21 protein-coding genes and 1 pseudogene are annotated in these 26,208 nt (G+C 63.4%); 13 read left to right on the forward strand and 9 right to left on the reverse strand.

Annotated features, from left to right (window positions below; all coding sequences use genetic code 11):
- Positions 1-106 precede the first annotated feature (106 nt).
- The 8 genes and pseudogenes from OW521_RS05615 (at position 107) to OW521_RS05650 (ending at position 6,293) form a co-directional block, all read left to right on the forward strand.
- Positions 107-1,000: an FAD-dependent oxidoreductase gene (locus OW521_RS05615; protein ID WP_268023645.1), complete on the forward strand. Its 894-nt coding sequence runs from the start codon at positions 107-109 to the stop codon at positions 998-1,000.
- A 134-nt stretch (positions 1,001-1,134) separates the two neighbouring features.
- Entirely contained in the window at positions 1,135-1,839 is a 705-nt protein-coding gene (gene deoC, locus OW521_RS05620) for a deoxyribose-phosphate aldolase (RefSeq protein ID WP_268023646.1), read from the forward strand.
- A 53-nt stretch (positions 1,840-1,892) separates the two neighbouring features.
- Positions 1,893-2,117 (forward strand): hypothetical protein, encoded by a 225-nt coding sequence (locus OW521_RS05625; RefSeq protein ID WP_268023648.1) that lies wholly within the window; start codon positions 1,893-1,895, stop codon positions 2,115-2,117.
- Between the two features lie 162 nt (positions 2,118-2,279).
- A pseudogene (locus tag OW521_RS05630) lies at positions 2,280-2,607 on the forward strand (MmyB family transcriptional regulator); the annotation flags it as partial.
- A gap of 229 nt (positions 2,608-2,836) precedes the next feature.
- Positions 2,837-3,319: a hypothetical protein gene (locus OW521_RS05635; RefSeq protein ID WP_268023650.1), complete on the forward strand. Its 483-nt coding sequence runs from the start codon at positions 2,837-2,839 to the stop codon at positions 3,317-3,319.
- Positions 3,320-3,401: 82 nt separating this feature from the next.
- A complete protein-coding gene (locus OW521_RS05640) occupies positions 3,402-4,247 on the forward strand; it encodes a COG1470 family protein (protein WP_268023651.1) in 846 nt (281 codons plus the stop codon).
- Position 4,248: 1 nt separating this feature from the next.
- Positions 4,249-4,773: a hypothetical protein gene (locus OW521_RS05645; protein ID WP_442781217.1), complete on the forward strand. Its 525-nt coding sequence runs from the start codon at positions 4,249-4,251 to the stop codon at positions 4,771-4,773.
- Complete coding sequence (locus OW521_RS05650; protein ID WP_268023653.1) at positions 4,770-6,293, forward strand: OmpL47-type beta-barrel domain-containing protein; 1,524 nt, start codon at positions 4,770-4,772, stop codon at positions 6,291-6,293. Before OW521_RS05645 ends, OW521_RS05650 begins: the two co-directional genes overlap by 4 nt.
- Positions 6,294-6,302: 9 nt before the next feature.
- On the opposite strand, the gene OW521_RS05655 is transcribed toward OW521_RS05650, so the two are convergent.
- Together OW521_RS05655 and mfd are read right to left on the reverse strand one after the other, a co-directional pair.
- Entirely contained in the window at positions 6,303-7,109 is an 807-nt protein-coding gene (locus OW521_RS05655) for a metal-dependent hydrolase (RefSeq protein ID WP_268023655.1), read from the reverse strand.
- A 4-nt stretch (positions 7,110-7,113) separates the two neighbouring features.
- Positions 7,114-10,818 (reverse strand): transcription-repair coupling factor, encoded by a 3,705-nt coding sequence (mfd, locus tag OW521_RS05660; protein ID WP_268023658.1) that lies wholly within the window; start codon positions 10,816-10,818, stop codon positions 7,114-7,116.
- Positions 10,819-10,977: 159 nt separating this feature from the next.
- Between mfd and OW521_RS05665 the strand changes: the two genes are divergently transcribed.
- Both OW521_RS05665 and OW521_RS05670 read left to right on the forward strand, forming a co-directional pair.
- Positions 10,978-11,475 carry a DUF2505 domain-containing protein gene (locus OW521_RS05665; RefSeq protein ID WP_268023660.1) on the forward strand — a complete coding sequence of 166 codons (498 nt, stop codon included), beginning with the start codon at positions 10,978-10,980 and terminating at the stop codon, positions 11,473-11,475.
- A gap of 1 nt (position 11,476) precedes the next feature.
- Entirely contained in the window at positions 11,477-11,698 is a 222-nt protein-coding gene (locus OW521_RS05670; protein WP_268023661.1) for an SCO4848 family membrane protein, read from the forward strand.
- Positions 11,699-11,807: 109 nt separating this feature from the next.
- Here OW521_RS05670 and OW521_RS05675 read toward each other — a convergent pair whose 3' ends face one another.
- Positions 11,808-13,085 (reverse strand): DDE-type integrase/transposase/recombinase, encoded by a 1,278-nt coding sequence (locus tag OW521_RS05675; RefSeq protein WP_268023191.1) that lies wholly within the window; start codon positions 13,083-13,085, stop codon positions 11,808-11,810.
- A gap of 236 nt (positions 13,086-13,321) precedes the next feature.
- Here OW521_RS05675 and nhaA point away from each other — a divergent pair, with 236 nt between their 5' ends.
- Positions 13,322-14,665 carry a Na+/H+ antiporter NhaA gene (gene nhaA, locus OW521_RS05680; protein WP_268023663.1) on the forward strand — a complete coding sequence of 448 codons (1,344 nt, stop codon included), beginning with the start codon at positions 13,322-13,324 and terminating at the stop codon, positions 14,663-14,665.
- Positions 14,666-15,031: 366 nt separating this feature from the next.
- Here nhaA and OW521_RS05685 read toward each other — a convergent pair whose 3' ends face one another.
- The 4 genes from OW521_RS05685 to OW521_RS05700 all read right to left on the reverse strand — a co-directional run bounded on the left by OW521_RS05685 (position 15,032) and on the right by OW521_RS05700 (position 19,874).
- Positions 15,032-15,169, reverse strand: a complete 138-nt coding sequence (locus OW521_RS05685; protein WP_268023665.1) for a hypothetical protein — start codon at positions 15,167-15,169, stop codon at positions 15,032-15,034.
- 69 nt (positions 15,170-15,238) lie between these two features.
- On the reverse strand, positions 15,239-15,736 hold the full coding sequence (gene sufU / locus OW521_RS05690; protein ID WP_268023666.1) for a Fe-S cluster assembly sulfur transfer protein SufU: 498 nt from the start codon (positions 15,734-15,736) through the stop codon (positions 15,239-15,241).
- Positions 15,733-17,067 carry an aminotransferase class V-fold PLP-dependent enzyme gene (locus OW521_RS05695; protein WP_268023668.1) on the reverse strand — a complete coding sequence of 445 codons (1,335 nt, stop codon included), beginning with the start codon at positions 17,065-17,067 and terminating at the stop codon, positions 15,733-15,735. Before OW521_RS05695 ends, sufU begins: the two co-directional genes overlap by 4 nt.
- Positions 17,068-17,189: 122 nt before the next feature.
- On the reverse strand, positions 17,190-19,874 hold the full coding sequence (locus tag OW521_RS05700; RefSeq protein ID WP_268023670.1) for a helix-turn-helix transcriptional regulator: 2,685 nt from the start codon (positions 19,872-19,874) through the stop codon (positions 17,190-17,192).
- 431 nt (positions 19,875-20,305) lie between these two features.
- On the opposite strand from OW521_RS05700, the gene OW521_RS05705 reads away from it, so the two are divergent.
- Positions 20,306-21,391 (forward strand): hypothetical protein, encoded by a 1,086-nt coding sequence (locus OW521_RS05705; RefSeq protein WP_268023672.1) that lies wholly within the window; start codon positions 20,306-20,308, stop codon positions 21,389-21,391.
- Positions 21,392-21,548: 157 nt separating this feature from the next.
- Here the strand turns inward: OW521_RS05705 and OW521_RS05710 are convergent, their stop codons facing one another.
- A complete protein-coding gene (locus OW521_RS05710) occupies positions 21,549-22,928 on the reverse strand; it encodes a glycosyltransferase family 2 protein (protein WP_268023673.1) in 1,380 nt (459 codons plus the stop codon).
- On the reverse strand, positions 22,925-24,334 hold the full coding sequence (locus OW521_RS05715) for a polysaccharide deacetylase family protein (RefSeq protein ID WP_268023675.1): 1,410 nt from the start codon (positions 24,332-24,334) through the stop codon (positions 22,925-22,927). Before OW521_RS05715 ends, OW521_RS05710 begins: the two co-directional genes overlap by 4 nt.
- A gap of 514 nt (positions 24,335-24,848) precedes the next feature.
- Here OW521_RS05715 and OW521_RS05720 point away from each other — a divergent pair.
- Positions 24,849-26,012 (forward strand): chitinase, encoded by a 1,164-nt coding sequence (locus OW521_RS05720; protein WP_268023677.1) that lies wholly within the window; start codon positions 24,849-24,851, stop codon positions 26,010-26,012.
- Positions 26,013-26,208: the final 196 nt, after the last annotated feature.

Below are 26,208 nucleotides of genomic sequence, written 5' to 3' on the forward strand. Positions count from 1 at the left end.
CAGGCGCCTGCGAAATGGCAACAACAGGGAAACACCACCGAAAAACCCAACGCCTACGCTGGGGACAGGCACGTACCCACAGGTCAATCCAGCGAAGGGACCCACCATGTCCATCACCCCGTCCGCAGACTCCGTCCACCTCGTCATCGCAGGAGCCGGGCCCGCAGCCCAGGCCCTCATTCGTCGGCTGGCGGGGGTAAGCACACCTTCGCAGCAGCCGGGAACCGCAGCCTTCCACGGCACCATCACCGTTCTGAGCAACCGCGACGATTGTTCCGATGCGCTCCTGGAACTTGCTGTGCTCCCCCAGGTTTCCGTTCGCTTCGGCCAGGCCGCGAGTTTCATTGACGCCCAGGCACGCACAGTGACCACCACCGAGGGCATGGAGTTCCCGTACGACCAATTGGTTATCGCCACCGGCTCCGCGCCGATGTTTCCGCCGGTCCAGGGCGCTGCGCGCGGCTTGAGCTACTCCACCATCGACGATGCTGAGCAGATCGGCACCGCGGTCAACGACATTACCCGGGTCCTGGGCCGTCGCCCCCTGGGAATCCTGGTGGGCACTGGTCCCGCGGCCGGCCAGGCGGAGGCTGTGCTGCGGTCCCGCGGAGTCCGGCCAGTCCGCACCACCCTGCGCCCCGCTTCCGTCATGCCTTCCGTGGCCGGTTCGGTGTTCCCGGCCACCGGGATCGTCTTCGAAGACGGAAGCAGCATGAACGGCGACCTTGTGGTCCTCGCCGAGGAACGGCTCCCCCGCAACGAGCTCGCCGAAAGCGCCGGCCTGCAAACAGCTCCCGACGGCGGCATCCGGGTAGGGCGCGACTTCACCACTTCCGTGCCGGGCATCTGGGCGATCGGCGACGCCGCCTCCTGGGACGGCATGCGCTTGGGGCTCGTCTTGTCTTCCGATGCGGCAGCGGCCCATTGCGCCGCCCGGCTTGAAGAAGACGCCAGGTTCCGCGCTCCGAGGGCTGGGCGGACCGCCGTCGCCGCTGCCTGACACTGGCCCGACACTTGGTATCCCCCCGTTTCAGGACAGCCTCCACGGCGGTCCGGCAGTGTGGCAAGATGGTCATTTGACGAGCCGCGACCCATGCGGCGCGAAGCCACCGGGCCCGCCACGGAAGGACCTCCATGAGCAACGAAGCCTCTACCGCACTGGACAATAGTGCAAGCATCGCTTCCTACATCGACCACACTCTCCTCAAGCCGGAGGCCAGCGAGGCCGAGGTGCGCCAGGTCTGTGCGGAGGCCGCCGAGTACAAGTTCAAATCGGTGTGCGTCAATCCGATTTGGGTCAAGACTGTCACGAAGGCACTCAAGGGTTCCGGCGTGCTCACCTGCTCGGTGGTTGGCTTCCCGCTGGGTGCTACCCCCAGCGACGTCAAGGCTTTTGAAGCCCGCGGTGCCGTGCTGGACGGAGCAGATGAAATCGACATGGTGATCAACATCGCCGCAGCCCGGGCCGGGGACAAGGGCGCATTGGTGGATGACATCACAGCGGTGGCGGAGGCGGTCCACGCGGGCGGGGCCATCCTGAAGGTCATCATCGAGACCGCGCTGCTGAATGACGAGCAAAAGGTCCTGGCTTGCGAGGCTTCCGTGGAGGCCGGGGCGGACTTCGTCAAGACATCAACCGGCTTCAACGGTGGCGGCGCAACGGCCGAGGACGTTGCCCTCATGCGCAAGACAGTGGGCCCTGACATCGGGGTCAAGGCCTCCGGCGGAGTGCGTTCCCTGGCTGATGCACAGGCTATGATTGCTGCTGGTGCAACACGTATCGGTGCGAGCTCCGGGATTGCCATCGTCAAGGGTGAACAAGGTTCATCCGCGTACTGAATAGCCCCGCAGCCGCCAAAGTTTTTGAGCCCCTAGGGGCCGAGGAGGAAAGCATGTCCCAGAACGCCAGCAAGCCCATCGAAAAAGAGAACAACCTGGGCCAGAGCATTTTGATCTTCGCGGTCATCATGGTCCTATTCCTCGGGGCGATGTATTCGCTGTCCTTCCTGACGCTTAGCAACCCGTGGCCCATGGCCGTGTGCCTCGGCCTCTTTGCCCTTGCATTCTGGATTCCGCAAACCATCCTCGGCCGCTCCAACTCGGCCGGCGAAAGCTAAGACTTAACCCCAATTACTGTGGCCCCGGACCTGGTCCGGGGCCACAGTGATTTAAGTGTGGTTCCGCCACTTTTGACCTCCTTTCAACGCGAACGACGGCGACTCGCCCCGAGGAACCGCCGAAAGGGCGTGTCGCCGTCGTTGTCCCACCAAGAAGGTCAGAGGGATTTTTACCCAAATTGGGAGCTCGCAGCCGATACCAACGTGGCAATCCTGCGCACGCAGAGCGGACGCAATCCTTTCGACAAACGTTTAGCAGACCTCGTCGGAGAATTGTCCATGCGCAGCGAAGAATTCCGAACCCGCTGGCGAACTCGCCTACGAATCCATGGACCTTGCTGAAGACCCTGGCTTCAAACTTACGGTCTACCCGGCAGTACCTGGATCCCCGTCCGATGAACGCCTCCGCTTGCTTGCCAGTTGGGCCGCTACCGAGAGAATCCAGGATCTCGCCGGTACAACCCAGCCACTTGGGGTCGACCAGCCTTGAACAAGCAGCCGGGCCCCCATTGGCGATTTCCCACAGATGGATCGCAAACCAAGTAGTACCACTCGTTTTTGTTGGGAAAGACGGGTAGCACCACTCGTTGTTAGTTAAAGACTGCCCATGCCAGCATTTGGTCATCAAATGAATGGGCAGTCCAAGCAGGATTGGTATTTCCGAATTCCTTGCCGCCGTCGCCTATTCCGGGGAATACCAATTAACAAGGAGTCTCACCATGCGTAAATTGAGCAAAAAGGGAAAAGTATACGCGGTAGCAGCATCCGTTGCGCTCGTAGCGGCAAGCGGCGGAGCAGCCTTCGCATACTGGACCAACACCGGTAGCGGTGTCGCCTCCGGAGCAACAGGCACAAATCTCCCGATCACTGTCGTGCAGACCAGCTCCGTCACCGATCTAAAGCCGGGCGGCGCACCTCAGGTCTTGAGCGGCAACTTCAACAACGGCAACACCAGCCCGGTTTATGTTGCCAGCGTGACGGCAAGCATCGCGAGCGTCACCCAGGCCGCTGGTGCAGTCGGGGCCTGCGACGCGACCGACTTCACCCTCGCCTCACCGACAGTGACCGTCGCCCACGAAGTGGCCAGCGGTACGGGTGTGGGCAGTTGGGGCGGTGCGACGCTCGCGTTCAACGACAAGCCCGGCACCAACCAGGACGGCTGCAAGGGCGCCACCGTCAACCTCACCTACACCAGCAACTAGCCATTGAGCTGGTGGGCCCGCAACGGCCCACCAGCTTGTGCTGTCCTAACAGAGACGCAGAACAAACCCAGAGGAGGAACCGGTGCCACGCATTCCGGAGTTATTCCGATCGCCGATCCGCACCGTTCGCACGGGAGCCAAAATGCTCCTGGCAGGCCTCCTTTTGACGATCCTCACATCGGGCGTCGTGCTTGCCGCCGGTACTAATGGCAACGGCAACCAAAACCCGCCAAAAGGCATCACGCTGCAGCTTGCACCCACCAGCAGGTCCGTCACACAGGGAACCTCGGCAAGCTACAACGTCATGGTCCAGCCCACAGGCGGGTTTGCTGGCAACGTCTCACTGTCAATCTCGGGACTGCCGGCAGGCGCCACGGCAGCGTTTTCGCCTGCAGTCCTCGCCCCCGGGCCAGGGTCGGCGTCAGCGGACCTCAACGTCTCCACTACATCCGCCACACCTCTTGGAACCTACTCCCTGAGCCTCAAGGGCACCAGCGGGACGGTACAGTCCGCCGTCGTCGTCGTTTCCTTGACGGTGACCGCCGGGCAGCACCAACCGTTCACCATCTCAGGCGGTCCCGCCGGACTCCTGACGCCAGGCTCGGCCGTGTCGATTGATCTTCAGTTGGCAAACCCTGGTAATTCCAGCCTCAACGTCACCGGCCTGACTGTTTCGGTCACGGGAGTTACCCGGACCGCACAAGCCGTGGCGAACAACCGGCCCTGCAATCCTTCGGACTACGTCATCACCCAATTCAGCGGCAGTTATCCGATCTCTGCCCCGCCAGGCAATTCCTCGCTCTCGACGAGCGGCATCCCGGCGGCTCGGTGGCCACAGATAAGAATGCTGGACACCTCGCTCAACCAGGACGGTTGCAAAGGCGCAACCATCCAGCTTTCCTACTCCGGAACGGGACAGGGCAACTGAAATGCGGGCAGCTGACATGAAAGCGAACAGGTGGATGAAGACCGGCTCCTTGGCGGCAGCCAAAGCGGCCGTGACGGCTGCCCTGCTGAGCCTGTTGTTGGGAGTCGGATCGGCCTACGCCTATTGGTCAACCATCGGGATCGGCAGCGGCTCGGCCGCCAACGGCACCATGCAGACGGTGACCGTGGACGCTTTGGTGGCCGGTGACAGTCCCGCAACCACCCTTGTCCCGGGAGGTACCGCGGACGTCATCGTGCGGGCGAGCAATCCAAATGCCTTCACGGTGCAGGTGTACAGTTTCACCGCCAACGGAGCCGCTACCGCGGATTCATCCCACCCGCTGTGCACCACCACGGGCGTGACGTTCAACGCCCCGGCCGCGCCTCTCACGCCGACGGTGTCCATACCAGCGAACACTTCCGTTCTGATCACCCTGCCCGCAGCCGCATCGATGTCGACGGCTTCGCAATCCAGCTGCCAGGGCGCCGTATTCCACCTTCCAGTGACGATGGCGGTCCGCAAATGAACAGGCCCAAGCACTCTGCAGGACTCGGATCCAGGTATGCACTCCGCCGTCGCGTGACGTGGACGCTATTGGCAGTCCTGTTCATTTCCTGGGGCGGCCCGGCGGCCAGCGCCTTCTGGCAATCGCTGAGCAGCAGCAATTTCGGCGCGGCCAAAGCAGACACCATGCCGCAGGGCGGCGCTCCGGTGGCCTCACTGAACGGTACAAATACCACGGTCAACTGGGCGGCCGTGGCCACACCGGGCGGACACGCAGTAGCGGGCTACACCGTGGCCCGCTACTCGTCGCCCTCCGGCGGTACCAAAATCGCCGCTGGAGGAGGCTGCGCAGGAACGGTGTCCGGCCTCAGCTGCGTAGAACAAAACCTGCCCGGCGGGACCTGGTATTACACAGTCACACCAGTCATCTCTTTGTGGACAGGTGCGGAGAGTGTACGGAGCGCAGGCGTAACTGTTGATACGACTCCGCCCACCGTCGGCGTGACTTCAATTTCCCCGGCGCCGAATGGCGCGGGCTTCAACCGCACCAGTACTGTCACCGTCAACCTCGCCGCCGTTGACAATACAGGCGGTTCCGGTGTTGCAAACATCAAGTACTCGGTCGACGGCGGCACCACTGTGACGGTCAACGCGGCCACAGCCGCGGTGAATGTCAGCGGCGGCGACGGCACCCACACGGTGTCCTACTTCGCCACGGACGTCGCGGGGAACGCCAGCACACCGCAGACCCAAACCGTCAAGATCGATACCATTTTGCCCGTCGTCGGGGTCACCTCAATCTCGCCAACGCCAAACTCCCGGGGCTATTACGCCACCAGCCCGGTGACAGTGAACCTCGGTGCGACGGACGTCGGCGGTTCGGGCGTAGCATCCATCACCTACCAGGTGGACACCGGCACCCAAGTCACCGTCGCCGGCGCAACCGCCTCCGTGAGCGTCACGGGGGAGGCCGCCCACAACATTTCCTACTTCGCTACCGATGCGGCCGGCAACTCCAGTGGCAGCCAAACGCAGGCCATAGCCATCGACTTTCCCCCGACGGTCAGCTCCGTTACCTTAGGCAGCGGCGGCGCCACCGCAAAGAAGGCCGACGCGGGAGACACGCTCACCATCGTCTTTTCGACGGACATGGACCCACACACTCTGTGCAGCGGCTGGAACTCCTCGTCCCCCAACCAGACCGTGGACGGGACCGCTAGTATCGGCACGGACGAAGTACTGAGATTCACCAGCACGGGCAGCACAACCTGCACGGCACCGTCATTCGGCAGCGTGGCCCTTGTCGCCGTCTACAACACCAGCACCACGTCGCCCCTGAACTTCACAGCGTCCACCATGGCCTGGACCCAGTCCACCGGGACACTTGTCATCACCCTCGGCGGGAGCGCTTCGGGGGGCGGTGTCGCAGGAACGAACGTCCAACAGAAAACGCCGACCTACACCCCCTCGTCAGGCGCTGCGGATAAGGCAGGCAACCCTCTGACCGGGACCTTCACGGCTAGCTCTCCCTCGAAGTTCTGAGATCCACCGTCAGCCGCCCAGGCCCAGCACGAGGGCCTGGACGGCTGGCCACTGGTTCCGGACCAGTGTCCAGGCCGCCAAGGCAAGGCCAACCATGGCGTAGCCGCCCACCGGAATCAGGACCAGCCACTCCCGCCGCGAACCGGCCTTGCCTAGCAGCGGAATGGAGAATGCGCCATTGGCCCGCCAGATCCCGCTGACCAAGGGCAGTTTGCGCCAGAACTTCGGCGGCTTGATGACGATCGGCCACAGCAGCGGCACTCCTCCGGTGGTGATCATGTCACCCACAATGTGGACCGTGACGCCGGTCAGCATGGACAAGGGCAGCCAGCTCCACTGATGCGGAGCGAACCACGTGACCAGACCGGCCATGGCTAGGCCGAAAACCCAGTTGGCGATCCAGCCGGTATTCGGGAACAGCTTGAGGGCCTTCGCTGCCAGGTTGATCATGAACATACATAACAGCCCGGCGCCCACGGATAACCGGCCCACGGGTGTATCCAGCTGGAACTGGGCAGCCATGGCCGCGAGCACCACAAAGGCCGAAGCGCCCAAAAGTGAATGGGTTCCCTGCCGGTGCCCTCCGCTGGCCTTCTCAATCCCGACGGCGATCACGTTGGACAGCGGCGGCAGCGAGTGGGCAATGGTGCTGGCACGGTGGTCCCAATCGCACACCAAGGCAGTCCCCGCCGTCGTCATCGCTCCAATGAGGATTCCGGTGGCGTCCAAGGGGTACCAGCCCAAGGCGTACGGGCCGGTTGACGCAATAGCTATCCACGCCGCGGCCCCGGACGCGGCGTGGTGTCCTCCCATCATCGCTTTAGCCTGCGGTCTGCGAAGCGGGCGAAGCCGCGAAGATAGCTTCAATCACGGTGTTGGCCCACTCCAGGATCTCGGCGTCCTGCAGGTCCCGGCCACCGATCCTCGCCGTCTTGGGCTTGGGGATCAGCACGGCGTCGAGGGCCGGCTTGGTCTGCGAGCCCGGGTACATGCGGTTAAGGCGCATGACTTTGGACTCGGGCAGCTGGGCGGGCGAGAAGCGGATGAAGTTGCCTTGGAGCGCGATGTCGGACAGCCCGGCTTCGCGGGCCCCCACCCGGAAGCGGGCGACGGCGATCAAGTTCTTCGCGGGCAGCGGCGGCTCACCGTAACGGTCCACGAGTTCCGCCAGGACCTCGTCGATGGCCTCGTTGGTGATGGCTGCGGCCAGCTTCCGGTAGGCCTCGAGGCGCAGGCGCTCTCCCGGCACGTAGTCGTGCGGCAAGTGCGCGTTGACGGGCAACTCGATCTTCATGTCGGCGGCCTTCTCTTCGGCCTCCCCGCGGTACTCGGCCACGGCTTCACCGACAAGGCGGATGTAGAGATCGAAGCCAACGCCCTGGATGTGTCCGGACTGTTCTCCGCCCAGCAGGTTGCCTGCGCCGCGGATTTCGAGGTCCTTCATGGCCAACTGCATGCCTGCGCCGAGTTCGTTGTGGGCGGCGACGGCTTTGAGCCGTTCGAGGGCCACCTCGCCCAAGGGCTTCTCCGAGGGGTACAGGAAGTAGGCGTAGGCGCGTTCGCGGCCCCGGCCCACCCTGCCACGTAACTGATGGAGCTGGGAGAGGCCATACTTGTCCGCACCGTCCACAATCAGGGTGTTGGCATTGGAAATATCCAGGCCGGTCTCAATGATGGTGGTGCAGACAAGGACGTCAAAGCGCTTCTCCCAGAAGTCCACGATGATCTTTTCCAGGCGGCTCTCGGACATTTGCCCGTGCGCCACTTCCACCCGGGCTTCGGGGACCAGTTCCCGGATCTGGGCGGCGATGCGTTCAATCGAGGACACGCGGTTGTGGACGAAGAACACCTGGCCTTCGCGCATGAGTTCGCGCCGGATCGCCGCCGAGGTCTGCTTATTGGTGAACGGCCCCACGTACGTCAGCACCGGGTGCCGCTCCTCCGGCGGTGTGGCCAGCGTGGACGTTTCGCGGATACCTGTCAGCGACATCTCGAGCGTCCGCGGGATCGGCGTCGCACTCATGGCGAGGACGTCCACATTGGTGCGCATCTTCTTGAGGGCTTCCTTGTGCTCCACCCCGAAGCGCTGCTCCTCATCGACGATCACCAAGCCAAGGTCCTTGAACTCGAAGTCCTTGGACAGCAGGCGGTGCGTGCCGATGACCACATCCACGGAGCCGTTCTTGACCCCCTCTATGGTTTCCTTGGCTTCCTTCGCACCTTGGAACCGGGACAACGGCTTGACGCGCAGGGGGAATCCGGAGAAGCGCTCGGTGAACGTTTCATAGTGCTGCTGGGCGAGCAGCGTGGTGGGAACCAGGACTGCAACCTGCTTGCCGTCCTGCACGGCCTTGAACGCGGCGCGGACGGCGATCTCGGTCTTTCCATACCCGACGTCGCCCGAGACCAGGCGGTCCATCGGGATCTCGCGCTCCATGTCGGCCTTGACCTCGTTGATGGTGGTGAGCTGGTCCGGCGTCTCCACATACGGGAACGCCTCCTCCAGCTCCCGCTGCCACGGGGTGTCCGGCGCGAAGGCATGTCCGCGCGACGCCATGCGTGCCGAGTACAGCCGGATGAGTTCCCCCGCGATTTCCTTGACGGCTTTGCGAGCCTTCGACTTGGTGCTCGCCCAGTCCGCCCCGCCCATCTTGCTCAACGACGGCGTGTCTCCGCCAACGTAGCGGGTCACCTGGTCCAGCTGGTCCGTCGGGACGAAAAGCCGGTCGCCGGGGGCGCCGCGCTTGGACGCCGCGTACTCGAGCACGAGGTATTCCCGGAGACCTGCATCTCCCCCGGAGGGACCTGCAGAGGACCCCGCCACCTTGCGCTGGATCAGCTCCACGAACTTCCCGATTCCGTGCTGTTCGTGGACCACGAAATCGCCGGCGTGCAACTGGAGGGGATCGACGGCATTGCGCCGCTTGGAGGGCATGCGCCGCATGTCCTTCGTGGACCCGGCCGATGTGCGGCCCAGGAGGTCCGCTTCCGTAAGCAGCCCTAGCTTGAGGCCGTCCAGGACAAAACCGCGGCCGACGGCGGCCGTAGTCACCTCAATGATGCCTGCCTGGGGTTCGTGCGCCAGGGATTCGACGCGGGAACACGGAATGTCTGCATCATGGAACAACTCGGCGAGGCGCTGGGCCGGGCCCGGTCCGTCCGTGGCCACCACAATGCGCCACTGGTCGCGCACGTGGGACCCGATGAATTCGAGCATCTCCGCGACGTCGCCTTGGTAGCCGCGCGGTTCGCGGGCGTGCAGGTTCAAGACGTCGATGTCGAGAACCAGCTCTTCGTCCGTCGCCAAGGACGTAATGGACCACCAGGAGACGGAGTGGGCCAGAGCCGCACTCCGGGTGTCCGTCAAAGACTGGAAGCTGGCCGCGTGCAGATCCGTCGCGGCCTGCGAGGCCAGATCGAGAGGCGCGGTCCCGCCGTCGGACGCTGTGGACCATGCCGCCTCAAGGAACTCCTCGTTGGTGGCCGCGAGGTCGTGCGCGCGGGTACGGACCTTCTCCGGTTCGATGACCACACCGATCGAGCCGGCGGGCAACTGGTCCACGAAAGGCACCATCGCGTCCACGAGGACGGGGGCCAATGACTCCATGCCCTCGACGGCGATGCCGCCTGCGATCTTTTCCAGCATGTCCGCGGCTGCCGGCATGTCAGCCTTGAGCCTGGCGGCCCGGGACATGACGGACGGCGTTATGAGGATTTCCCGGCACGGCGGGGCGTGCAGTTCGGTGGGGTGGTGCACGGCCGGACCGGAGAGCGAACGCTGGTCGGCCACAGCGAACCAGCGCATTTGGTCCACCTCGTCACCGAAGAATTCCACCCTGATCGGGTGGTCCTCGGTAGGCGGAAAAACGTCCAAAATACCGCCCCTGACGGCGAATTCACCCCGGTGGGTAACCATGTCCACGCGCGAATAGGCAGCGTCGGCAAGGCGCCGTACCACGTCGCTGAAGGGCATTTCCTGCCCTACCCTCAACGTCACCGGAACCAGTTCCCCCAGGCCCGCCACGACCGGCTGGACCACAGCGCGAACCGGCGCCACGACCACCCGCAGGGGACCCGCCGTCGAGGTTTCCGGGTGGGCCAAACGGCGCAGGACTGAGAGCCTGCGGCCCACCGTGTCCGAGCGGGGCGAGAGCCTTTCGTGTGGCAAGGTCTCCCAGCTGGGGAAGGCCACCACCGAATCCGCCGGAAGATAGGCCGCCAGTGCCGCCGTCAGATCCTCGGCTTCGCGTCCCGTGGCCGTCACAGCCAAAACCACCGCGCTGTCTTCAAAGCCTTGGGAGGCGAGGCCATCGGCCATTTCCGCCAGGAGCGCCGCCCTCAAGCCTGCGGGGGCGCTGATCTGGTAGTCAGAGCTGCGTTCGGTGAAGGCCCGCGAAGCCTCGGGCCTGACCCGCGCGAACGTCCGGTCCTCGCCCAGGGCACGCCGCAATCCGTCGAGGGATGCGACAGCGCCGGGGTGGCTGATTCCGGAGTTAACCGTTGACGGATGGCCTTTAGGGCTCATGGATGGCACTCCTCGGAAGAGGGAAGTCGGATGGGGGAAGGCAACACGAAAACCCGAAATTCTCTCGAATCCCGGGGCGTTCCTAGCCTACCTCGCCCACACCGTAGGATGTTTGGGAGCCGCAAGAGCTTTCAACCGAGATATTCACGGAGGACCCCCATGGCCCTGAACGCATCCACCACCCTGCCCTACGGCGTCGACCGCGTAGCCGCTACTTTCATCGACGAAGACTTCCTGCGCCATACGAGCGAGTATGTCGGCGGCACTTTGGAATCATTCCAGATCGACGGCGATGTCGCCGGCGCCTTCACCACCATCACGGTCCGCACCCTGCCCACCACGCGCCTCCCGGAGATCGCCCGCAAGTTCGTGGGCGAGAAGCTCACCGTCACCCAGACCGAGAAGTGGGATGCCCCGACGGCCGATGGCTCCCGGACCAGCAACATCTCCTTGAAGATCTCCGGCGCCCCGCTCGATGTCACCGCGGTGCAGAACCTGGTGGCCGACGGCGGCAACACCCGCGTCGAGCTCGAAGGTGCCGTCACGTCGTCGGTTCCGTTCCTCGGCGGCAAGATAGCCGAAGCGGCCGAACCGATGGTTGGCAAGGCCTTGAACATCCAGTCCCAGCAGGCGCAGGCCTGGCTCGAAAGCCACTAGCGTGAAGCTGGCAGCCGGGCTCTCCATTGTGCTGATCGTCGCGGGGGCGTGGTCCCTGATCGTTTGGCCGCAGTTCCTGCGCCGCGTCACGGCAGACCCGCGTGCCCGCGACGCCAACGGGAAAGCCACGAAGTTCCTCACGGTCCATGTCGTCCTGGTCACCATCTCCATGGTGCTTGGACTCGCGACGGCGGTCATCGGAGTAGCGGGCCTGCTCGCCTAACGCCCCTCCGAGCCCAACTAGCTCGCATTTGTTGTCGTTATAAGCCCTTGTCATGTCTCGGGACCTCGTGGACAGTTCATGTCTCATGACCTTGTGGACGGTTGATGTCTCATGATTTCGTGGACACTTCGTCCGTGGGTGGTTTGAGGCGCGGGTAGCGTGTCCGTTTCCGGCGTGCTCCGGCGGGGTCTGCTGCGATGCCTGAGGGTTTGCCGTTGCCGACGTAGCGGGTGCCTTTGACAGGCAGGGGGTGGGTGGTGATCTCGGTGCCGCGGGTGTCGAAGAACATGATCTCGGCGTGGTCGTAAACGATGTGCACGGTGCTCCCGGCCAGGTCCTGGCCGATGTTGAACGCGGTTCCCAGCACGGTAACGCGGCCGTCGTTCCTGACGAGCCGTTGCGTGCTCCGTGCCGGTGCCGGGACGGTCATGGCGGGTTCCGGGAGGGCCGGTGCGGGTGTTTTCGGGGTCGCGTCCCAGGCTTCCTGCGGGGTCAGGGCCCCGGGCAGGGCCTGGTGTTCGCGTTCGGTGTTGTAGTAGTGGTCGAAGGTATCGATCTGGGCTTGCAGGACGGGAATCGACGGGGCCGGCGGCTGGCGGTGCAGGTACTGGTGCAGGGTGCGGTGGAAGCGTTCGTTCTTGCCCTGGGTGGTGGGTTTGCCCGGTCTGCCGGTGATCGGTTCCACACCGTGGGATTTGAGGAACTCCACGAGTGCGCCGGTGCGTCCGCGGCGGGTCGGGTTCAGGGCCGCGCCGTTGTCGGAGAGGAATTTCTCCGGCACGCCGTGGCGTTCGATGGCCAGGGCGACGACGGCGATCGCGGCCTCGCTCGTTTCCCCGGTGGCCGCCAGGGAGGCCAGGGCCAGGCGGGAGTGGTCATCGAGGAGCTGGAAGACCGCCACGGTCTTCCCGTCGGCCAGCCGCCACTCGGTCGCGTCGATCTGCCAGCACGCGTTCGGTTGCGGGTAGACGAACCGCTGGTAGGCGCTGCGGGGCTTCTTCCGCGGCTCGGGCACCACGACACCGGCCCGGTCGAAGATCCTGGCCACCGTCGCCCGGGACGGCGGGGCGAAGCCTTGCCGGGACAGCTTTGCGATTACCGACAACGGGCCGTGATCCAGCCCCTTGGCCTCAAGATCCGCCCGGGTGGCCAGCAGGAGTTCGACCATCGCCGGTGCCGTGGCTTTCGGGCTGGTCAACGGCACCGGGCGCTTGATCTCCAGGGCCTTCACCGGCCCGACGCGTCCGGCCGCCGTGCGGACCTTGTAGAACCAGGCACGCGAGACACCGTGTTCGGTGCAGAACGCGCTCACGGCACCGCGTGGCGCATCGGCCGGCCACGTAGCAACGGCATGACGGACACTGATCTTCGGGGCGGGTTTGCTCATGAACCAGAGCAAACCCGCCCCGTCTGTCTACGAGGTCCTGAGACACACTGTCCACGAAGTCATGAGACATAAGTGTCCATTAAGTCATGAGACTCCACAGTCGTTATAAGCCCTTATAACGACAACAAATGCGAGCCAGTTGGGGGGCTTCGGCTAAAATGGAGTTCAGGTGCGCCGGGAAGTCTGGTCGGCAATAGTTTTGTCGACCGAGCTTCCCAACCTCCACAGGAGCCACCATGGCGAATCGCCCACTCCCTGCTGCCTCTTCCAGGGTTTTCAGCCGCTCCAGCTTCCCCGAGTACCAGCGGGTCCTGGCCATCCTTCGCACCGAAACCGTTGGTGGCGCGCTCCTGCTAGCCGCCACGGTGGCCGCCCTCGTCTGGGCCAATTCGCCACTTGCCGATGGCTACTTCGCCCTGCGCGATGTCAAGATCGGCTACGCCCCATGGCATCTGGAGCTGAGCCTGGGCCACTGGGCGTCTGACGGACTCCTGGCCGTGTTCTTCTTCATCGCCGGACTGGAGCTGAAGCGCGAATTCTTGGCCGGGGAATTGCGAAGGCCTGCAAAAGCGATCGTCCCAGTAGCGGCGGCTGTGGGCGGAGTGGCCCTTCCCGCTCTCATTTACGTGCTCCTCAATCTCGGCTCGGGCGCGGAAACGCTCAAGGGCTGGGCCATCCCTACTGCCACGGACATCGCCTTCGCCTTGGCCGTCCTTGCCGTCATCAATACGCATCTGCCAGCGGCCTTGCGAACCTTCTTGCTGACGCTGGCCGTGGTGGACGACTTGATCGCCATCGGCATCATCGCGTTTTTCTATTCGGGCGGCCTCGAGCCCCTCATGCTGCTGGCCGCCGCCGTGCCGCTTGCCCTCTTTGCCTTCCTCGTGAACAAGCCTGTCCAGAAGCGCGTCCGCAGTTGGTACCTGCTGCTCCCCCTTGCCGCGGCCACCTGGGCCATGGTCCATGCTTCGGGAATCCACGCCACCGTGGCCGGGGTCCTGCTAGCCTTCGCCGTACCGGTGAGGGCCTCAGGAAAGGAGGGCGAGCCCGCGGCCGGACTCGCGGAAACCTTCGAGCACAGGCTGCGTCCCTTGTCGGCAGGCTTTGCCGTGCCCGTGTTCGCCTTCTTTTCTGCTGGCGTGGCGCTGGGCGGCGGCGAGGGACTGGGCGCTGCCTTGCGCGATCCGGTGGCGGTGGGCATCGTGCTGGCCCTTGTAGTGGGCAAGACGGCGGGCGTCTTCTGCACCACATTCCTCATCACCAAGACCACCCGCGCGCGCCTTGACGACGGCCTCGCGTGGATCGACGTCGCAGGGCTGGCCACGCTGGCGGGTGTCGGTTTCACCGTTTCGCTCCTGATCGCCGAGCTCGGCTTCGGTACCGATTCCCCGCACGATGACCACGCGAAAGTGGCCATACTGGCCGGTTCCCTGGTCGCGGCGGTGCTTGCCGCCGTCGTGCTCAAAGCCCGTAACCGGCACTACCGCCGCGTGGCGCGGGAGGAACAGGCGGACGACGACGGCGACGGCGTGCCGGACGCCTTTACCCGCGCCCAAGACGCCCGGTCCGCAAACGAGTAGCCGATATTTCAAATGGAGTAATGAGGCTTCCAAGTAGGGTGGTTGGCACGCTATTTGAGCGGTATCGGCAGGAATACCTTGCTGATATGGACGCGAATAGTATGGAACGAGTGTGGCATGGGGCCCACAGGAAAGCCCAAGAGAAGAACTGGTCATTGATCTTTGTTTGGGCGATTCTCGGTCTCATGTCGATTTCGGTGCTCATCGCAGCGGTACCCAAATGATGCGATGACTAGGCCAACGGTACAAAAAAGCTCGGGCCGGTTTTAGCGGGTCCGAGCTTTTCTTTGTCTCCTGCATTTCCAAGGTTGCGCGGCCATGCCCAGCCGCTATCGCCGAGCTTGACTGCGTTATGGCCTTCGGCCTTTAGTGCATCGCGCCCATGGAGGCGGAAAGAATCGTCACCGCGACGAGCGCGAGCAACAATCCCACAACCACAAATTCCGCCCTGCGGACCCGATGCTGGCTCCGGCGCCATTCGCGCCTGCTCTCCAAGGTGATCATGGTCCGAGGCTAAATCCGGGCCACGAGTCCAAAATAGAGTGGACGCTACTCGACCTGGGCCCAGCCGCGCTAGAGAACCCGGGACACCTCTTGGCCTGCCTCAGCCTGGCGTAGCGCGTCTTCCGCAGCCACCCACGCGAGCATGGCGCACTTTACCCGGGCCGGATACTTGGCAACCCCGGCCAGCGCGGCAGCATCCTGTAGGAGTTCCTCATCCGCTTCCAGCTTGCCGCGCGAGCGCATCAATTCGCGAAAATGATCAATGGTCCTTCGAAGGGACGCCGCGGACATTCCTGGTGCCATTTCACTGAGTATGGAGGCTGACGCCATCGAAATGGCACAGCCATCGCCACTCCAGTGGATTTCAGTGACGCCCAGTCCGTCTCCGGCAGCACCGACACTGAGCCGCAGGGTGATTTCGTCCCCGCAGATGGGATTGAGCTGGTGACTCTGCCCCGTGCCGGCCGTACCCATCGCGGCGGCCGGCAGTTCAGCCAGGTCTCCCCCGCTGCGGGTCTTGGAGTGCTCCAGGATCAGCTGTTGGTACAAGGAGTCCAGACCACTCATGACTTGGCTCCAGGCGCCGCTACCCCGAAGTATGGGCGAATCCCGGCAACCGCCCCAATCAACAGGTCTACTTCCTCGGATGTGGTGTACAGGTAAGTACTGGCCCTGGTAGAGGCAGTCAGGCCTAGCCTGCGGTGCAGGGGCTGCGCACAATGGTGGCCGACCCGGACTGCGATGCCCAGATTATCGAGGTACTGCCCCACATCGTGGGCGTGCACTCCTGCGACGTCGAACGCGGCAAGCCCGGTCCGTTCTTCTCCTGGCCCTGGTCCCAGCACGCGCACGCCGTCGATGGCGCTGAGGCCCGTGACAAGCCTTTGGCCAAGCTCCGCCTCACGAAGGGCCACCCGCTGCATCCCTGTTTCAGCGAGGTAGTTCACCGCCGCGGCCAGGGCCACAGCCTGCGAAATGGGCTGCGTTCCGGCCTCGAAACGCTGGGGCGCGGGCAAGTACTGGGCTTGTTCCATCGTCACCGTGGTGATCATGGAACCACCAGTCAGGAACGGTGGCATCGCGTTGAGCAGCTCGCTGCGGCCGTAGACCGCGCCGATTCCCGTAGGTCCCAGCATTTTGTGGCCGGAAAACACGGCGAAGTCAACGTCCAAGGCCTTGAAATCCAAGGGGAGGTGCGGCGCGGACTGGCAGGCGTCCAGGACCACCAAGGCACCCACTTCCCGCGCCATCCGGACCAATACGTCCACCGGGTTGATGTTGCCGAGCACGTTGGAAGTGTGGGTGAAGGCCAGGATCCTGGTGCGCGCGGTAACCAGGCGCGATGCTTCCTCAAGCCTCAGCACACCGGCGTCGTCAATGGGAATGTACCTGAGGGTGGCGCCGGTGCGCCGGCACAGTTCCTGCCATGGGATCAGGTTGGCGTGGTGTTCCATTTCGGTGACAAGCACTTCGTCGCCCGGCTTGAGGGCAAAGGGCCCGGCTTCCGCACCCGACCGGCCCACGCTGGCGTTCGAAAACGAGTAGGCCAGTAGGTTCAGCCCTGCGGTGGCATTAGTCGTCCAGATCAGCTCATCATCCTGCACGCCCACAAAACGTGCCACGGTAGCCCGTGCGTCTTCGAAAGCGTCCGTTGCTTCGACGGCGAGGTGATGGGCACCCCGATGGACAGCGGAGTTTCGCTGCTCGTAGAATTCCTGCTCCGCCTCCAGCACACTTCGAGGGTTCTGCGAAGTGGCACCCGAATCCAGATAGACCAGGGGTTTGCCATTGATTTCCTGCTCAAGAACAGGGAAATCATTGCGGATACGACGGACTTCGTCGTCATCGAGTGCGGAAACCTGGGCATCTCCCCGCGCGGGGGTGGAAACCATCGTCAAAACCGGTGCTCCTTGTTAGGAATACGTGGCAATCGCCAGCGGCTGACCGCCAGGAGTGGCGGCGTCACCTAGTAATTGTCCCACCATTTGGCTTCGCTGCCTCATCCGCGGAGCTGCCCAGCCTACTCCTCCGGCTTCGCCAACTCGTCCCATAGCTCCGAGAGCTTCTGCCGGCGTGAGACGCCGAGCTTCCCGTAAACCCGCTGAAGGTGCGCATTGACAGTATTTACCGCGATACCCAAACGAGCGGCCACCTCCGCGCTGCTCAACCCGGAGGCGACCAAGGCAGTCACCTCGCGTTCGCGCTGGGAGAGCTTGACGATCCCTGGAAGAATAGAGGACCTGGACTCCGGACCTTCCAGTCCGAGTTCGTCGTGAGCAAACACGTCCTCTTGGTCAAAAGCCCGGTCTTGTTGCGGCGCACCCGTGCTCGCTTCTTCTTCTTCTGCACCCAGCCCTGGTCCGTGTCCCATTTCCTGTCCTCCTTCCTGTCCTGGCTGCCCTCCGGGCTCGACACTCCACACAACCTCGGACACCCCTGGACCCATCTGCCGGTAGCCTCGGCTGCCGGTACGCGCGGCCAAGCCCAGGTTCAGCATTTCGAGTGCCCGGTGTCCCTTCTTTGCAGCCGAACCCGCAAGTTGAAGGAGCTTCCTGTGTGAATGTTCCGCACCAATCAGCACTGACCGTGCTGCGGATGAATAGCTTTCAGCGAGCTGCGATGCCAGGTAATTTCCTGAACTGCGGCGCGAATCGTAGGCCGCCAGGGCGCGACGCACCTGGTTGACATCTCCCAGCAGCCAGGCAGCTGCGGCAAGTCCACCGAGGGCCGGTGGCAGAAGCCCCTCAGGATCAGCTTCGTCCAGCCGGGCCTTGGCCTGGCGGAACTGTTCACAAGCCAGTTCCAAGCTCCCCTGCCTGGCGAGCACCAGCGCCCTGTAAAGGTGGGCAGCCCCGCCGAAATAGCTCATCCGGTTGCTGTAGCTGGAACTGCCGACGCAGAACATTTCGGAGCCGCCCCATTGCCCGCGCCAGATCAAATTCGATCCGTGGATGGTCAAGACGGCGGAGAGGAAGTCCACAGGGCACCGGGGCAGCCTCCCCAAAGCTTCGAGGGCCGACGTCGAGAGAGCGACGGCGTCCGAGAACCTCCCGCTGACGGCGAGCCCTTGGGAGACAAGCGCCATCAAAAGCACCGCGGCCTGGGTAGGCGGTGGCGGATGGTTCTCCGAACGCAGTCCAGGGTCGATCAATTGGCCACGGCAAAGCCTCTGGAACAGCTCGCTACCGGCCGAAGGCCAGCTTCCGTTCTGCGCATCCAGATACAGCTGGAGGACGTCCAGTTCGTCCCGGACGGCCGTCTGGCCTAGATAGGCCGGCTCGCCCGGCTGGACCCCGACGGCGGCAGTCTCCAGCCGCCGTCGGGCATCCTGTAGAACCGACTGCAGCACATTTGCCCCCGGCGAAGTCGGCATGAGGGCACGCAGCAGGAGCCACACGGCGTGGGCGAAGTCCGCGGTCAAGACGTCAGGGGTGTTCGCGACCAAACCTTTCAGGACCGTGACAGCCCCGGGGAAATCCCTAGCGTGATACAGGGCCCTTGCCAGCTCCACTCTTGCGACCAGCCCGAGTTCCGGTGCCCGCACCGCATCCGCAGACCGCCGGGCCCGCCCGTTATCGTGAATGTCGTTCGCCGCAATCGCCACGGCCAGAAGGTCAGCGTCGGCTACCGGCAATCGGCTTTCCTGTTCGAGCTCCACCCGGCGGAACAGCGTCCAGAGCGAGTCATCCGCAACCGGTATGGAGATCTTGTAGATGCTTCGCCGAAGTTCCAAGATCCGGGCTGGCCCCAGCTGCTGCCGGGCGAGCCTCCCTTCGTTCGCGTGGCTGAGGGAAGCCGTCTCCTGGTTGTCTTTCTGGACACGGACCGTGCCGTCACCCGTGAGTGCTTCCATGGCCCGCTTTTGGCCAAGCTGTTCGAGGATGGCCATCGGTATCGGCTCCCCCGCCGCCAAAAGGTCCACAACCTGACGCTGCGGCACGGAATATCCCTCAAGTCGGTGCCGGGTCAGCTCAAGCGCCTGCGAACCATCCGGGCGGATCGGTCCGGACAGCATCCAGGAATCAGCCTGCTCCACGATCTCGCCACGCGCTGCGGCTTCGTCCAAGAGCAACTTCGCGGCCTGCAGGTTTCCTCCGGTGGCGGCATGGATGTCCCGGACCAGGCTCCGCGCGGCGTGCCCTCCGAGACGGTCATCGAGGAACTCGCGAAGCTGGTCCTGGGTGAGATCGTCCAGGGTCACCACCGAAAGCTGCCGCGAAACGACGGATTCCATCAGTTCCATTCTCAGCGGCCGGTCTGAGCGGTGGGTCGCGATCATGCGGATGTCGGGATCACCAAGGAGCTGGCTCAAGAGCCAAAGGGACATGTCGTCCAGAAAATCGATGTTGTCCAGCACCAGCAGGGCAGAGGATCCGGGTGTGGAAACGCTGCGCACCGCTTTGCGGCAAGCCGCCACGATGGAACCCGGCCACACCTTGGAGCTGGCTGGCAGGTCCGGAACAAGGGCCATGGCGATTCCAAACGGGATGTCCGCGAACGACTCGGACACGTTGCGGGCGATCACGCTGAACGACCCGCGAAGCACTGAAGCCGCTGCGTCCAAGAGGGTAGTCATTCCCGAGCCGCTCGGGCCTGAGATGACGATCCCTGCTGGTTCCGGCCCTGACAAGGCAATGACAATCTCTTGAAGCTCTGCTGCCCGAATAATCGGGGGCGAGGTGTGGGTCCCTTCAGTATCGTCCATGGTCCTGTCTTATCTTCGGGCCGCCGGACACGCGTTCCTGACGGCCGCGGCACGGACCGGTGTCATTTCAAAACGTTACCCGCGGGTTTCTGTCCTGGATTGAGTGGTAACTACTTGGTTTTCCAGGGCCACTTGCACCACATCCAGGGGCTCCACGCAGGCTTGCGAAGGGGAACCTTTGCCCGGCTTTCGAGGCCGGATGTATAGCCCCTGTTACCGTCCTGTGATCTGACTGTGTAAGCTGGTGCCGCAAGAGTAAGTTCTGGCTGGCTACTTCTGGGGAGTCGAAGCGCAGCCTTTTTTCACAACAACTCTGTCGCCACACACCATTTGGCCGTGTACGACCCTGCGGCATTTTTTGCCTGCAGATCGCCCTACCGGTTGCCTAGGTCTCGTATGTCTATGTCCCCAACAGATATGTCACCCAAAATATGAAACACCTGTTCACAGCACTCATCGCCGTGGCGCTACTGGCCTTCGGCGGGCTGGCCACCATCTCCGCCGTCCAGTCGTCACACAAATCCTCCTACCAGGCAGACGACCGGGATTCGAGCACGCCTACAAGCCCCTCGCTTTCCGCTTCCTCCGCCCCCCAGCGCATTTCGACGCCGACACCGACGCCGACGCCGAGCAATGTTCCGGCCGAGACGTCGGCCGCCACTCCCGCCCCTGCCGCCGCGGCGGCGCCGGCTCCCGCAGCAACAGCCGCTAGTGCACCCGTTGCCGCGCCTGCTCCTTTGGCTGCCACGGGCGGGAACTACCCCCTGCACACCAATATCGTGAGCACCAGCTTCTGGGTCGGCGAAATCTTCAATGCCAGCCTCTCGGACGGCTCACAAGTCTGCTCCACTTTCAATGGCCAGTGGGCACTCCAGCACACCGGCGTTAACCTCGGGACCACCCCTGCAAGCGCCAGCGGCTGCCCGGGCAGCCCCTACGGCGGTTGCGATGGTGTCACTTCCGGCACCGGCACGAGCTTCCAGTGCGTCACGGAAAAGCGCGTGGCCAGTAATGGATACTTCCCGCTGCACCAGCCCAAGCCTTTGCAGAACCCGTTCTACCTGGATCTGCCCTACGACGACGTCAATGACAGCGTCGCTTTCGCTGAGCGTTGCAACGTCATTCCGTGGGCGGCAGCAGACAACGCCGCAACGGGCGTCAACCACTGCGCGGACTCGAGCTACAGCTACATGAAGAACGCATGGGTTCAGATCACCGGCCCCAATGGCGGCGTTTGCTACGGGCAAGTTGAGGATGCGGGACCTTCCAGCGGTTCCCTCTACCACGACTCCGCCTACGTGTTCGGGGCAAACAACGCCCGTCCCGCCAACAAGCAGTTCTCCGGCGACCCGAGCCAAGGCGCAGGCATGGACGTGTCCCCTGCCCTGAACGGCTGCCTGGGCTTCGCTGAGTTGAACGGCGACAATGACCACGTATCGTGGCGCTTCGTGGATCGCGCCAGCGTGCCCGCCGGACCGTGGCTCACCGTTGTCACCACCGCGGGAGTCACCAACTAAGGAACAACCCGCTTCCACGGCCTCTTAGTCAGCGGGCCTCTTGGTCCGCAAAAAGAGGCTATCCCTGGAACGGGTGGACGCCCATGTCCCGGCTGTCATGGCTGCGTGGCATGGGCGTCCGCGTGTCCAGGACTTGTCACCTCGGCGGTCAGTAGCCCTAGCCGACCCTTGCCACCGGCGATCCGGCCGCCCCCATTTCCTGGGACGGGCGTTGGATCCTTCGAACCGGGCTGACCCAAACTCCCGACGAACGTGACGAGTACGCCCTCGGCAATACCTGGAGGCAAATGATTGCATCCAGGATCCGCATCAGGGGAAACAGGGGAGCCATCAGCAAGAGGCGCGGGCTACGCATCGAGACGGCGGCAAGGATTGTCAGGAAGAAGTCCGGCAGGAAGACTCCGATGAGAACGTCCTGGGGCCGCAGGACACCTGATAGGAAGACGAATATCTCAGATCGATCGCCAAAGATCCAGACCTCGACGGCGGCGACGAACGATAGCAGGAAAGCCGGCACCAGCAGCACCAAGAAAAGGGAACTGGCTACGAGCTCAACAATGTATAGCCCAAGGACGAACCAGAATCTGCTGAACTTCAGGCCGTGCCGCCTGACCGTCTGCCAGAAGCCGAGGATCCACCGCCTCACCTGCTTGACGTAGTCCTTAAGATTGTCCGGATCCTGCGTGTACGCGACAGCCGCGGACGGATGGAATGCGATCCGTCCCAGCTTCTTCGCATGGATTTCAAAGGTCATGTTGAAGTCTTCAATCACCAGTCCCGGCGCCAGGACCTCTATTTTGCTGAGCGCGCTGGTTCTGTACATGCTGGCAAATCCCGGAACGATCGAAACGACATTGGCGCCCCGTGCTGCTTGGCCGTATTTGAGCAGCAGTTGGACCACGATGTACAAGCGCTCCCGGTAGGCCACCAGGAAGCGGCCAATCGCCGTCGGAGATTGCGGACTCATGATTGACTTGGCGCGTCCCGCGACTGCGACCACGGTGGGATCGGAAAACAGCGGCAGCCCCGTTTCGAGATAGTCCGGGGCCGGGCGGGTGTCCGCGTCCAGAAGCATGACCACCTTGAACCGCTTGCACAGATCGAAATGGGCGATTCCCGCCGCGAGCGCGCCTGCCTTACCCCGGTTCGGTTCAAGCTCCAGCACTTTTACCCCTGCGGACCGCGCAATGGCTGCGGTGTCGTCAGTGGACATGTCCGAGACGACGTGGATGTTGCGTCGAGGGACCAAAGCGGACGCGGCAAGGATTGTCTCTTTGATGACGAGCGCCTCATTATGGGCGGCTACGAGGACTGCGACATTCGAAGGGTAGATTCGGACTCCCTTTGAACGATGACGGCCCCGCTGACGCTGAGGGATCGGCGCCTTGCCGCCACGCAGCGAGGCGATCCACCCACGGACCCGGTAGGACAATCCGCGAGCCCGCCACGACTCCTCACCTGCGAGACGTACCAGCCCGGCGAGGGACCAGAAAATCGTGCTGACCCCCAGAACCAAAAGGATCGAAAGAACTATCACGGCGACGGAGCTCCCACTGTGTCGTACATTTCGTAATCATCGGTAGCAAGCTGGCCATCGCTGAAGAGGTTCAATCCAAAGCTGAGGGCCTCGGCTCCTGCCGGAACGGGTGGCGTTTCCCAGATTGCCTGCTCGTAACTGGTGTTGGCCGCAAACCAGGGACTGGCCGTCCAGTACGTCCACGTGCCCAGCTTGTTGCGGTAATACACTTCGAACTGCGTCTTCGCAGTGGACTGGTACCACGCCCGGAGCGAATAGCTGTGGCCGGTACCCACGCTCGGGGCACATGCCCCGAGATCGAGGACGGGAAGCAATTTGGCGTCACCAGACGAATATTCGCTCACGTCCAGACGACGGGCCACCGCACCAGTGTGGCCCGGGGTCAATGTGCTGAGTACTGCAGCGTTCTTGCCGTAGGACGAAACCTGCCAGCATTGCGGTAGGCCATACTTTCCCGCGATTTCCAGCCCCGGATTCAGGATGGCGTTCTTGCCTGGTGCGGCGGGTGCGGCCACCGGACCGTTCACCACTGATTTCGCCACGCCACCGATTACGTCATGTACCGTGCGCACGGCCATGGTCCCTTGTTGGGTCTTGGCCGCCAACCAGGTGGCGAACTGTTCGAACAGCGCGGGACTGACGGAGCGGGGACTACCGCTGTTGTCAATGTCGTAGAAGGTCAGCTGTAACCAGCCCCCGGCCTTTTCGGCCTGCACTACTGTCTCCTCTAGGTCGGCCAACGTCCAGTTGCTGCCGACCTCCGATGTTGCGCGCGTCCGGAAGACGTCGGCGGGGCGGACAGTCTCTGCTGCAGCGCAACCCACGCAGTCAACGGGCGTGTTTATCTCGCCGAGACCTCGCGCGCTGTTGTAGCCGCATCCAGCAACGAGCTCCTCCGACTTGGCCGTTGAAGCCGCAAACGGATAGGCAAAGGACGTGACCTTAAAGCCCCAATCCGTGAGGTTCACTCGATCGTTGCAAATCTGCCTCGACGCTTCGTCCGGTTCCACCGAAGTCACATCGGCAAGAGTGATTGTGTGGCCACCGATCTCATTTTGATTAGTGGCCAGACTGTGGAGATTCTCGATCGTCATGAAACCGGGTGCGCCCACAAATCCTGAATCGATGAAGAAAGTGCCCCGGAGGCCGTGGTCCTTGAGGATCCGGGCGGCCTCCATCTGGTTTGCCCGGCCTGAATCAAACGTCAGGCTGACAGAAGAAAGCGGGGCGGCTGAAGCCGTGGGGTCAGGCTGGGAGGAGTCAACCGGAGTCTGGCTTCCTTTGAGCAGCGACGTTGCGCCCGTCAACAGGAGCAACACTGAGACCCACGAGACGGCCCACAGGCCTACCCGTTTCCTGGACGTCCGGACCGGACCGGACGCGAAGTCCTTCCCCCCGGAGCTCATCGCCGAGCCTCAGCGAGTAGGTTCCTGAAGGGGCCGGTGGCGACTGGGGGAAGCCTCGGTCTCAAAGGCTTATTCACCACCGGCCCCCGCTCAGGGGCCCTCTCTATGAGGGCGCGCTGCCAGGAGGCAACGCCATCAATTGGCGATGGATCGTTGGGAGGGAACGCGCTGGAACCCTCGAGGACTGACTCGAATCCGAGGCAATCGCCTTCTCGGATCAACCCGTTGGGTCCTGATGCCGCTCGGACCAGAGCGTCCTTTTCCATTTTGAGACCTGTCTCTCCCCCGTTGCCCTCAACCAACCGACACCATCAGCCTATGGAGTCGGCAGACGACGGACACGAGTACGCTCTACCCGTCTTTACACTCAACCTTTGGCTTCTGAACAACGCGACTACTCGTGCGCCACGTACCGGATCCGCCGGATCAAACACCAATCCGGAAGCACGGGCGAATCCGATATGTTCGTGGTCAAATGGTGCATCAAAGCAGTTATCAAGGATGGCGGAAGAGAGTGTCCAAGAAACGGGGAGCCGGCGCTTCCGTTGCGGCAGAGGCAGGCAACGCACGGGACGTCCGTGGCTTGTCCGGCCCGCCCCGTGGACGCCGCCGCCAGCTGTCAAGCCTTGCACGGGTCTGCGTCGCCGCAGGCCTGGTCGTGGCCGGGGTCGGGGGCTTTCTCGCGTGGCGCGTAGCCACGAACGCAAACGGCGCGTTCCAGCCGCCATGGTTTTCCGGTTACGTCGATGTCACGGTAGTCCCTCAGTACCCCTTCGACGCGCCCCTGGGGGAGGCCACCAAGAATGTCACGCTGGCGTTTGTGGTGGCAAACGCCGGACAGGACTGCACGCCTAGCTGGGGTAGCACATACAGCCTCGACGCCGCGAAAGCTTCGCTCAAGCTCGAGGAACGCATCGCCAAGCTTCGGTCAAACGGTGGCGCGATCGCGGTGTCCTTCGGCGGTTCGGTGAACAGTGAGCTCGCCAACTCCTGCCAGAACGTCGCGGAGCTGGAAGGGGCCTACCGGACAGTCCTGGAGCGCTATGACCCCGCGACCATCGACTTTGATATCGAAGGCACCAATCTCACCGACAGCGCTGCCTGGCAGCGCCGCGCCGCAGTTGTCGCCGCATTGCAGAAGGAGCGAAACAACGCGGGACACTCCCTTGCTGTCTGGCTGACACTTCCAGTCACGCCGCAAGGATTGACCGACGTCGGAACCTCCGCCGTCGATCAAATGCTATCCGCCGGTGTTCAGCTGGCTGGCGTTAACATCATGACGATGAACTACGGCTCAAGCCGAAGTACGTCGCAGAGCATGCTTGATGCCGGTACGTCGGCAGCCCAGGCCACCCACGAGCAACTCAGCATCATCTATCAGCGTGCAGGAATGAACCTCGACGGCGAGCAGATCTGGAGGAAGATGGGGTTGACCCCGATGATCGGCCGGAACGATCTCCCGGGCGAAGTGTTTGACCTGGATGCGGCGCGCGGGTTGAACTCCTTTGCCCTCAGCAAGGGAGTGACACGGGTGTCCATGTGGTCCCTGAACCGGGACATGTCCTGCGCGCAGGCCACCTCGGAAGGACCGGCCAGCCACATATGCAGCGGGATCAACCAAGGAAGCCAACGCTTCTCCGATGTGCTGGGTGCAGGTTTCCAAGGCAGACTGCCCTGAGCCTGCCGCTCAACACCTGCCGCCCAAACAAAGGTTCAGACCAGGCCAGGATGTTCCGTTCCGGCCCTGTTTTTGGCTTCGGCCGGGCGGGCAAGGTGCCGGCCGTTACCGCGCCTGAAAAGCCTCTTAAGCCATTCCATGGATACCTCCAGTTTTCAAGGGATTGTTAGAGGGATTGCCCGGACCTGATTGTTTC

The organism is Arthrobacter sp. MMS18-M83, assembly GCF_026683955.1.
In the GTDB taxonomy this organism is placed as follows: Bacteria; Actinomycetota; Actinomycetes; order Actinomycetales; family Micrococcaceae; genus Arthrobacter.

What these genes read in the sequence shown, in the direction of transcription:
- OW521_RS05615 (WP_268023645.1), top strand. Translation starts at nt 107, where the DNA reads ATGTCCATCACCCCGTCCGCAGACTCCGTCCACCTCGTCATCGCAGGA.
- OW521_RS05675 (WP_268023191.1), bottom strand. Translation starts at nt 13,085, where the DNA reads ATGAGCAAACCCGCCCCGAAGATCAGTGTCCGTCATGCCGTTGCTACG.
- deoC (WP_268023646.1), top strand. Translation starts at nt 1,135, where the DNA reads ATGAGCAACGAAGCCTCTACCGCACTGGACAATAGTGCAAGCATCGCT.
- OW521_RS05635 (WP_268023650.1), top strand. Translation starts at nt 2,837, where the DNA reads ATGCGTAAATTGAGCAAAAAGGGAAAAGTATACGCGGTAGCAGCATCC.
- OW521_RS05625 (WP_268023648.1), top strand. Translation starts at nt 1,893, where the DNA reads ATGTCCCAGAACGCCAGCAAGCCCATCGAAAAAGAGAACAACCTGGGC.
- OW521_RS05715 (WP_268023675.1), bottom strand. Translation starts at nt 24,334, where the DNA reads ATGAGCTCCGGGGGGAAGGACTTCGCGTCCGGTCCGGTCCGGACGTCC.
- OW521_RS05645 (WP_442781217.1), top strand. Translation starts at nt 4,249, where the DNA reads ATGCGGGCAGCTGACATGAAAGCGAACAGGTGGATGAAGACCGGCTCC.
- OW521_RS05650 (WP_268023653.1), top strand. Translation starts at nt 4,770, where the DNA reads ATGAACAGGCCCAAGCACTCTGCAGGACTCGGATCCAGGTATGCACTC.
- sufU (WP_268023666.1), bottom strand. Translation starts at nt 15,736, where the DNA reads ATGAGTGGTCTGGACTCCTTGTACCAACAGCTGATCCTGGAGCACTCC.
- OW521_RS05665 (WP_268023660.1), top strand. Translation starts at nt 10,978, where the DNA reads ATGGCCCTGAACGCATCCACCACCCTGCCCTACGGCGTCGACCGCGTA.
- OW521_RS05705 (WP_268023672.1), top strand. Translation starts at nt 20,306, where the DNA reads ATGAAACACCTGTTCACAGCACTCATCGCCGTGGCGCTACTGGCCTTC.
- OW521_RS05655 (WP_268023655.1), bottom strand. Translation starts at nt 7,109, where the DNA reads ATGATGGGAGGACACCACGCCGCGTCCGGGGCCGCGGCGTGGATAGCT.
- mfd (WP_268023658.1), bottom strand. Translation starts at nt 10,818, where the DNA reads ATGAGCCCTAAAGGCCATCCGTCAACGGTTAACTCCGGAATCAGCCAC.
- OW521_RS05685 (WP_268023665.1), bottom strand. Translation starts at nt 15,169, where the DNA reads ATGATCACCTTGGAGAGCAGGCGCGAATGGCGCCGGAGCCAGCATCGG.
- nhaA (WP_268023663.1), top strand. Translation starts at nt 13,322, where the DNA reads ATGGCGAATCGCCCACTCCCTGCTGCCTCTTCCAGGGTTTTCAGCCGC.
- OW521_RS05700 (WP_268023670.1), bottom strand. Translation starts at nt 19,874, where the DNA reads ATGGACGATACTGAAGGGACCCACACCTCGCCCCCGATTATTCGGGCA.